This is a genomic window from Bacillota bacterium, assembly GCA_012839765.1.
GTDB lineage: Bacteria > Bacillota > Limnochordia > DUMW01 > DUMW01 > DUMW01.
Genome location: DUMW01000002.1, coordinates 1 through 7,872, shown reverse-complemented (window position 1 = coordinate 7,872; position 7,872 = coordinate 1). Strand labels below are relative to the sequence as shown.

Sequence of the window (7,872 nt, the reverse complement as noted above, 5' to 3'; positions counted from 1 at the left end):
AGACGACACCGGAGGAGATGGAAGCCGCCTGGACCTTCGTCAAGTGGCTGCTGGACGATGAGCGCTTTGTGGAAAAGTGGTTGATCCCGGCCGGGTATTTGCCCGTCACCCCCACCGGTATTCGGCATCCGGCCTATGTGGACTACATCACTCGATATCCCTTGATCCATGCCTTCATCAGGCAGGTGGACTATGCCTATAGCACCCCGATTCTACCCAACGACGACATTGCCCACCGGGAGTTAGATGAAATACTGGTGAAGGTCCTCCAGCACCAGGAGCTTTCCCCGGCGGAGGGCTTACGGGAACTGGCTCGGGTGGTAGCATTCGACAGTACCTGGAACAGCAGTAGAATAGGGAGCCCTGGAGGGCTTCCTTCTGTCCATTAGGATCCGCGGATCCGAAAACAATCGGGCCAATACTAAACCTACGGAAACAAATTCCTCGAGAACGGGTGAAGGGAGTGGGGTCTGTGAAGAAAAAGGTGGCGCTTACCAAACTCAGTCTTTTAGTGGTGCTGTGTCTTCTGTTGTGTGGGAAGGCCGCGGCGGAGCCTGTGGTCATCGGTTTTGGTAATCCCTTTGCCACTGAAAAGCAGCAGCTTGTTGAAGCCCTGATCCAGGAGTTCAACCAGCAACACCCGGATATACAGGTGGTAAACCTACCCTTAGGGCCCTCCAGTGTTTACGACGACAAGTTGCGGATTCTGTTTGTCTCGGGACAGCCGCCCCATGTGGTGTGGGGGACAGGGGGGAACCTTGCCGCGTATATCGATCAAGGGGCGATGGTGCCCATCGATCAGTTCCTCGCCGATGATCCGGAAATGAGCAAGGACTATTTCCTCCCTGCCCTGATCGCTGAGCTCACCATGCCCGACGGCAGGTTAGTGGGTCTGCCCTTTGAGAACTCCAATACTGCCCTGTACTACTACAAAGATGTCTTTGACGAAAATGCCCTGATGTACCCGGACCTGTACTGGGAACAGGGCCGCTGGAACTGGGAGACCTTTGCTGAAGCGTGCAAAAAGGTGACCACGGATCGGAACCACGACGGCATACCGGATCTTTTTGGCTTTCGGATCACCACCGAAGCCTATTCCACCTTCATGCCCTTCCTGTGGCAGAATGGTGGCCAGTTCTACAACGACGATTTCACCCGTTCCCTCATCGACCGGGTGGAGGCCATCGAGGCCTTGGAGTTTTTGGCGGATCTGGCCCATGTGTCCCAGACGGCTTTGGTGGGGGGCAATTTCGAACGTCGGGAAGTGGTGATGATGTCCGGGGTCAGTCTCGATGTGCCAAGTTTCGAAAGACTGGGGACCGTGGGCACGTCTCCTTTACCCGAGGGTGTGATGAAGGCGACCAAGTCCACCGCTAAGGCCATCGGGATTAGCAGGACGACCCCCGAAGAGATGGAAGCCGCCTGGACCTTCATGAAATGGCTGCTGGCCGATGAACGGTTTATTGAACATTGGTTGATTCCTGCCGGGTACTTGCCGGTGACCCCCAGTGGTATCGGTTACCCAGCCTACGTGGATTATATCACCCAGCATCCGTTGATTCATGCCTTCATCCGGCAGGTGGATTATGCCTTTAATACACCGATCTTGCCCCATCCGGACCTTGCCCACCGGGAACTGGACGAGGTATTGAAGCAAGTCCTCCTCCGGCGGGAAGTGTCTCCCGCAGAAGGCCTCCGGGAGCTAGCCAGGGTGGTGAACAGCCGGATTGAGCAGTACTGGCAACAGCAGTGAGGATAACCGACGCCATGTGTAGCCTTACTTAAGGAAGCCTCGGATAGCTCAATAGAAAACACCTTTGGATGCAGTGGTAAGGCCCCATGATTGCAGAATTGCGTCTGATTCCTGCCTGCAAAAAGTGGACGCCGGCAGATGTGATCAAGGGGCCTTACCGCCAGTAGACAGGTTTTGGGTGCTTTTCCTTGGATTGAGGACAGATAGGTCAGCTTTTCCCGAAAGGGAAGGGGTAACGCAGTCAAATCGGGAGGGACTGCCATGGATAAATGGCTTGTTTGGAGTGTATTCTTCGTTCTCTTACTGGGCCTGAAGTGGAATCTGAATTACGTCGATGCCTCTGCACCGGGGTCCCAGGTGGAGCTACCCACCGAGGGTTTCTATACAAGACCGGGGTTGGAGGATCTGCCCCGGATCAACTACGAGAAGATGGTTTGGGTCAATGTCTGTGATTACGGTGCCGTCGGTGACGGGGTCACCTTCGCAAACGAGGCCTTTGACCGGGCCTTGGCGGCCTTGCCCCCCGAAGGAGGTGTGATCTACATCCCAGCCGGGATCTACAACTTCGGACCGCCCGCCTCCCCCTCCCAAGCCTTCTGGGAGCCCCGAATCAATAACAAGCCCCTTAAGAATGTGCACTTTGTGGGGGAAGGGGAAGGGACGGTTTTGAGGTTTATCAAGGGCAGGGCACAGGCTGGGGAGGCCATGCCCTACTGTATTCGCTTCCGCGAAGCGGAGAACATCAGCATCTGCAATCTCCGATTCGATATTCGCCCCTACCTCGACCAACGCTGGCCACCCTTGAAGCCCCTGTATCCCATGGGATTTAACGGAGTGCAGGGTGTCCAGGTGATCGGGGTGATCATCGACCAAGCGGGCATGGGCCTTTCCTTCTGGAGCTGTCGGGATGTTTGGGTCATCGATTGTGAGATTCGCAATACCGGGGTGGACGGGATCCACTTTGCCAACTGTGTCAATACGGTAGCCGCGTACAATTACCTAGAAAACCTTGGCGATGATGGGATCGCGGCCATTAGTACCATCGACGAGCTAAACGATACCCGTTCGGTGAACAATCGGTTCATCTACAACACGGTGCTGGAAAGCGTCTGGGGGCGGGGCATTACCGTCGGCGGAGACCGTTGCCATGTGGAGGGAAACTGGTTGGAACAGCTGGTGATGGCGGGGATCTTCGTTAATTCCGGTGGCCAAACAGGCAGTTTCGGGGACGGTCATCGGGTTACCGATGCGGTGATCAAGGACAATGTGGTGGTGCGGGCAAACCTTTCCGAAAGGGATGACAACCGCAATCCGGGGGGACGCTACGGCGGTGCCATCAACTTGGTCCATGAGGTGGAACGGGTCCTGGTGGTGGGAAACCAGATCTATGGCGGTGAAGCCGATGGTATCCGGTTGCGGAATCATCTGGTGGGAAGCAACCTCCTCTTTACCGATAATGTGATCAGCCATAATCTAGGGCGGGGCTTTGTCTGCAGCCTTTCGGGAGATTCAAACCTCCAGGGCCTAGTGCTTTCCGGGAATCTGCTCTGGGCCAATGCCTCCGGTGCTCTCTTCATCGGGGGTAACGTCACCGACGTCGACCTTGCGGACAACGTGATCAGCATGTCCCCTGCTGGCGGAAGGCCGGTGGTGGTGGAGGGGTTCCAAGTACCGGTGGGCGGCGTGACTGTGGCGGAGACCGGCCCGACCTACGTGGATGTTTACCTAAAAGCCCGCACCGCCTCCTTAATGAGCGGTTGGCAACCATTGCCCATGCTAGACCTTTTGACACCGGAAGTGGTGCTCAATCTGCGGGACTATGGAGCGGTGGGGGATGGGCAGACCAATGACACCTGGGCCTTTCTCGCCGCCCTTAAGAGTCTTCCCGATGGTGGGCTGCTCTTCATACCAGAGGGGGAGTATCTCCTGGAACCAGTTGTGGGGGAGGATGAGTTTCCCTTCACGAAAATCCGGCACCACCTTGTGCTTTATGAGCGGAAGAATTTGATCATTCAAGGGGCTGGCACCGGGAAGACCACCCTCATCTTTACCAGTGCCGAGCATCAGGGTTGGCGGTTTATTAACGTCCAGAACGTTTCCCTAAGGGGATTTACCATGGCCTTGACCCAGCGGCCTGATTATCGGAAAAACCGGGCATTGTTGGATGTGGTGGCCTGTACCGGTGTGCAGATTACCGACTTGATGGTGCAGGATGCCGGTGGTCCGGGTATCCGTTTGGATGCCTCAGACCAAGTGCTGATTAGGGACTGCACTGTCAAGAACGCGATGACAAATGGCGTCAATATTCTGGCCAGTCGCGAGGTAACCATCGAGAATACAGAGATCACGGATAGCTTCGATCACGGCATCTATTTGTCCTATCACGGGGGGATTGCCCGGTTACCCCAGTACATTCGTCTGAAGAACAACCGGATCCTGGGCACGGAAAATGGCTTCGGTATTGCCGTAGCGACCGGAGACTGGGTAGAAGTGGTGGACAATTACATCAAAGGAACCTACCAGGCGGGGGTGATGCTCTATCAGCATCATGGGCTGTTCTGGCCGGGATCCATCCTCGTAAAGGGTAACCACTTGCAAAACGTAGGGAGCGGAGAGCATACGATTACCTTGGGAGCTATCTCCATTGTGCGGTGTAGGAGCGGTGCGTTTGAGATAATCGATAACGTCATCGACGGGACTCCCTTCAACGGTCTTTGGCTGGACAGTAATGTCACCATCAATAGCCTGGCTTTAAGCAACAACCAATTCCTAAATGTCGGTGGTCAGATCTACTCCTTTGGTCCCGACCAAGGGGAGACTATCGAGTACCTGCGGTTACCGTGGCGGTTGCAGGTGGAAGCAACCCAAAGGGTGCCCGCAGGTGTAGCCATGGTGCTGCCGGTGGAAGTACAGGGGGAAGCGGAGGGTGTGACCTTGGTGGTAATGATCCAGGGACAGTCTGTGCCGGTGGTGGAAGAAGAACCAGGCAAGTTCAAGGTATATTTGCCGCGGATCACGAAGCAAGTATCAGCCATGGTTACAGCCATGGATCGGTATGGGAGTAAACAAGAGAAACTGGTAGCCCTGGAGCCGGTGGGTGGGAGCATCGTTCCTGTGGAGGAGGAATTGGTGGCCACCGCCGGTGAGACAGTAACCCTACGGGTGCAGTTTCTGGGTGCAGATCACCTACCCATCAGTGGACCGGACATCCCCCGGGTTACCCTAGTGGATGGGTGGAATATCCATGTGTTCCAGGATCCGGACAATGACGGAGTGGCTACGGTGGTCCTGCCACGGGTAAGCAGGGGGGAATATCGATATATACTGCGGGCCACCGATGGGGACTATGGAACAGCGGAGATCCGCTTAAGGGTGCAGTGAATAATCTCATATGGGAGGAAACCAATGGATTGGCAGGGATTATCTTCAAAGACGATGAATTGGCACGCCTGTCCCGGCAGCCTCAGCGCCATAAGCCTCAACCGGAACCAACCAGCGGTGGAGCTTCATTCGTACAAGTTCCATCTGTTCGAATGTGTGGGCTTAAGTCTTGCGTCCTTCAATGAGGAATTCGTCCTGAAAGGGGCGGATATTACTTGGTATCCGGACTGTTTGTTGGGGGTCTACCGTTACGTGGACCTTGAGATGACCCTCGAGGCGCGCTATGTGGACCCGGAGGTGGTGTTGATTCACTACCGGGTGAGGAACAACTCCGAACGGTGTTACCAAGTGAAGCTGTATGGGAAATCCAAACAGGGAAGCGTTAGCTCTCCTCAGGCCGGCTCCTGCCTGGTGGAGCAGCCGGTGACGATCAAGGATTACCGAAAAAAGCCCCTGGGAGAACCCTTTGCCTACCCCCACCACTTGATGTGGCTGGTGGTGATGGAGAAGAGGACGATAGAAGTGGGTGAGGCGGGGGAGTGGACCAGTGCACCGATCTATGTTGCCCCGGGAGAAGTGAAGGAGGGCACTGTCTTCCTAGGGACCCGTTGGCTTGGTCCCTTCGAGGCAGATCCGGCCGATGTCTGGAGTTTGGAGCGGAAGGTGGAGTATTATCGGAAACGACTCGAGGAAGAGTTGGTGCAAGAACGAAGAAGCTACTGGGAAGAACTCTTAGAAAAGGTGCCACCGGTGAAGGAGCGATATAGGGATAACGAGAATTACCTGCGGCTCTATCGCCAGGCTTGGGTATGTATTTGGCAGAACATCACCGGGAGCATTGTCACCGCCCGAAAGACCATCAAGGGTCCCTCGGCCTCCGTTGGTAAGGTTGCTCTAGCTTTTAACGGTCCTGCTCAATGGGAGACTTCTTTGGTGGGTTTGCTTGTAAGCTTCATTGACCCGGATGTGGGCATCAAGATCGTGCAGAGTGTCCTGGACAGTATCGAGGACGATGATTTCATCCCCGAAGACCTAATCTTCAACCGCGACGTGCATCTGCCCACCACCGAAGCCTTTATTCTCGAGGATATTTATCACCGGACAGGCAAGACCGATTTTCTGGACAGGAATTACGAAAAGCTCTATCGGCAATTGAAATACCATATTCGGCATCCCAATTTCTATTACCTTTCCGGCGATCAGGTCATCCGGAACATGCTCTTCAACTACTACAGCCTCAACTCCCTAGAACGGATAGCTATCTTGATTGGGAAAGATCCCCAAGAGATAGCTGAAATCCGCCGGCTCCGCACGGAGGTGGTGCGGGCCATTGAAAGCATGTGGGAAGAAAAATGGCAAAACAGCGGTGCCTTTGTGGCCCTTTTTGGCTATGCTACGGAGGAAAGGGCCAAAGGGATCGTGGAGAGAATCAGAGAGTATCACCTTACTCCCGATAGGTTTTACTTCCTCTACCAGGAGCCAAAGGGGATGAAAGGGGACCAGGAGGATCTTACGTACTTGAAGATGTCTTTGTACCTCTACCTGGTTTTGGGTCTTGAGCGTATAGAAGAGACAGAGCTTCTAGACCGGATCATTCAGAAGACCTATGACGGAATTACCAAGTGTGGCGATTTCTGGGAGTACTACCGGGTTACCGCAGAACCTTTTGGTAATGGACCTATGGGGGTCTTCGGTGCCTTTGGGTGGATCTGGGCCTTGATGGAGAAGGAAAGCCCGTATCATTAGCCCTGATCTGGTTGGATATGCGCGCTGATGGAGCGGTGTAAGACACTTAATACCCTATTCTTGTCTTGGGTTAGCGGTACTGAGAATGGTACGATAGAACCGTTTGGTGTCTTCCTGGATTGTGGCTGACGGAAAGCTACGGTGGTGATACTGAGGGCGTGGGGAATACCAGTTGGACTCTCCGGAGCGGCGGAATAGGGTTTTGGTGAAGATTGTCTTTGGTGTCAAGGCGGTGGGATGAGCGATACTAGCAGCCTATTGTTGGGCCTGTGAGTGCTGGGAACAAGAACGAGCGGCACCTGTATCTCGGCTCTTCCTGTAATTCGCCTGACTTTGTGCCCACCATGTATGTGGTGGGCACAAAGCCTAGAAGTGGTACGTAAGGCCGAGCTTGGCAATGGGAGGCATAGCGTAGTTCATCTGGAATTCAGCTCGCATGCTGACTGTGTCGGTTAAGTAGTACTGGCAGCCTATCTTGATATGGGGTTTCACCTTGATTGTTGACGGTTTTGGCTTTTCTCCCTCCAAGAAGTAGTCCCAAATTGCCTCAATGAGCTCCTTATACTCCGGTTCTACCACCACCTCTTCATAGAGAATTGTCATCCCGAAACCAAGATATACCGGAGAGCCCAGGGTAATACTGGTTCCGAGATCATAGTAGGTGAAACTGCTGATTTTGCTGTCGTCCGAGCTTGCGAAGACTAAGCCTCGGGTGGTGGTGATCTCCCATTGCAGACAGGTGTCGGTTGACTCAGGTAAGGAGAGCTTGTCTGACAGCTCGACCACACCCCAGGCATGTAGCAGGGGGTAGGACTTTAGTCTGAATAGCGGGTGAACGTTGGTCTTTTCCTCAAGCATTGTTTGGTAGCCGCCGAATCCAACACCTAGTCCGATGCCGTGATGGGCTTCGGCCATATTGGCAAAGAGGATTAGGCAGATAGCGGTGACAATTCTTGGCAAGAGATGTCTTTTCATGTTTTTGCAACCTCCTT

Annotated in this window: 5 protein-coding genes; 4 read left to right on the top strand and 1 reads right to left on the bottom strand. The window is 54.3% G+C overall.

All coding sequences use genetic code 11. The annotated features are described in order from the left end of the window. Positions 1-17 precede the first annotated feature (17 nt). From GXX57_00105 to GXX57_00090, 4 genes are all read left to right on the top strand, one after another. On the top strand, positions 18-389 hold the full coding sequence (locus GXX57_00105; GenBank protein HHV43056.1) for a hypothetical protein: 372 nt from the start codon (positions 18-20) through the stop codon (positions 387-389). 83 nt (positions 390-472) lie between these two features. Next, positions 473-1,753: an extracellular solute-binding protein gene (locus GXX57_00100; GenBank protein ID HHV43055.1), complete on the top strand. Its 1,281-nt coding sequence runs from the start codon at positions 473-475 to the stop codon at positions 1,751-1,753. Positions 1,754-2,014: 261 nt separating this feature from the next. Continuing rightward, positions 2,015-5,134, top strand: coding sequence for a hypothetical protein (locus GXX57_00095; GenBank protein HHV43054.1), 3,120 nt, complete (start codon positions 2,015-2,017; stop codon positions 5,132-5,134). A gap of 54 nt (positions 5,135-5,188) precedes the next feature. Further along, positions 5,189-6,880, top strand: a complete 1,692-nt coding sequence (locus GXX57_00090; GenBank protein HHV43053.1) for a hypothetical protein — start codon at positions 5,189-5,191, stop codon at positions 6,878-6,880. Positions 6,881-7,246: 366 nt separating this feature from the next. On the opposite strand, the gene GXX57_00085 is transcribed toward GXX57_00090, so the two are convergent. Further along, the gene (locus GXX57_00085; GenBank protein ID HHV43052.1) at positions 7,247-7,855 is read right to left on the bottom strand and encodes a hypothetical protein; all 609 of its coding nucleotides are present in this window, start codon (positions 7,853-7,855) and stop codon (positions 7,247-7,249) included. Positions 7,856-7,872 lie beyond the last annotated feature (17 nt).

Excerpts from the sequence above, each read along its gene's own strand:
- GXX57_00095 (HHV43054.1), top strand. The coding sequence starts at position 2,015 with ATGGATAAATGGCTTGTTTGGAGTGTATTCTTCGTTCTCTTACTGGGC.
- GXX57_00085 (HHV43052.1), bottom strand. The coding sequence starts at position 7,855 with ATGAAAAGACATCTCTTGCCAAGAATTGTCACCGCTATCTGCCTAATC.
- GXX57_00105 (HHV43056.1), top strand. The coding sequence starts at position 18 with ATGGAAGCCGCCTGGACCTTCGTCAAGTGGCTGCTGGACGATGAGCGC.
- GXX57_00090 (HHV43053.1), top strand. The coding sequence starts at position 5,189 with ATGAATTGGCACGCCTGTCCCGGCAGCCTCAGCGCCATAAGCCTCAAC.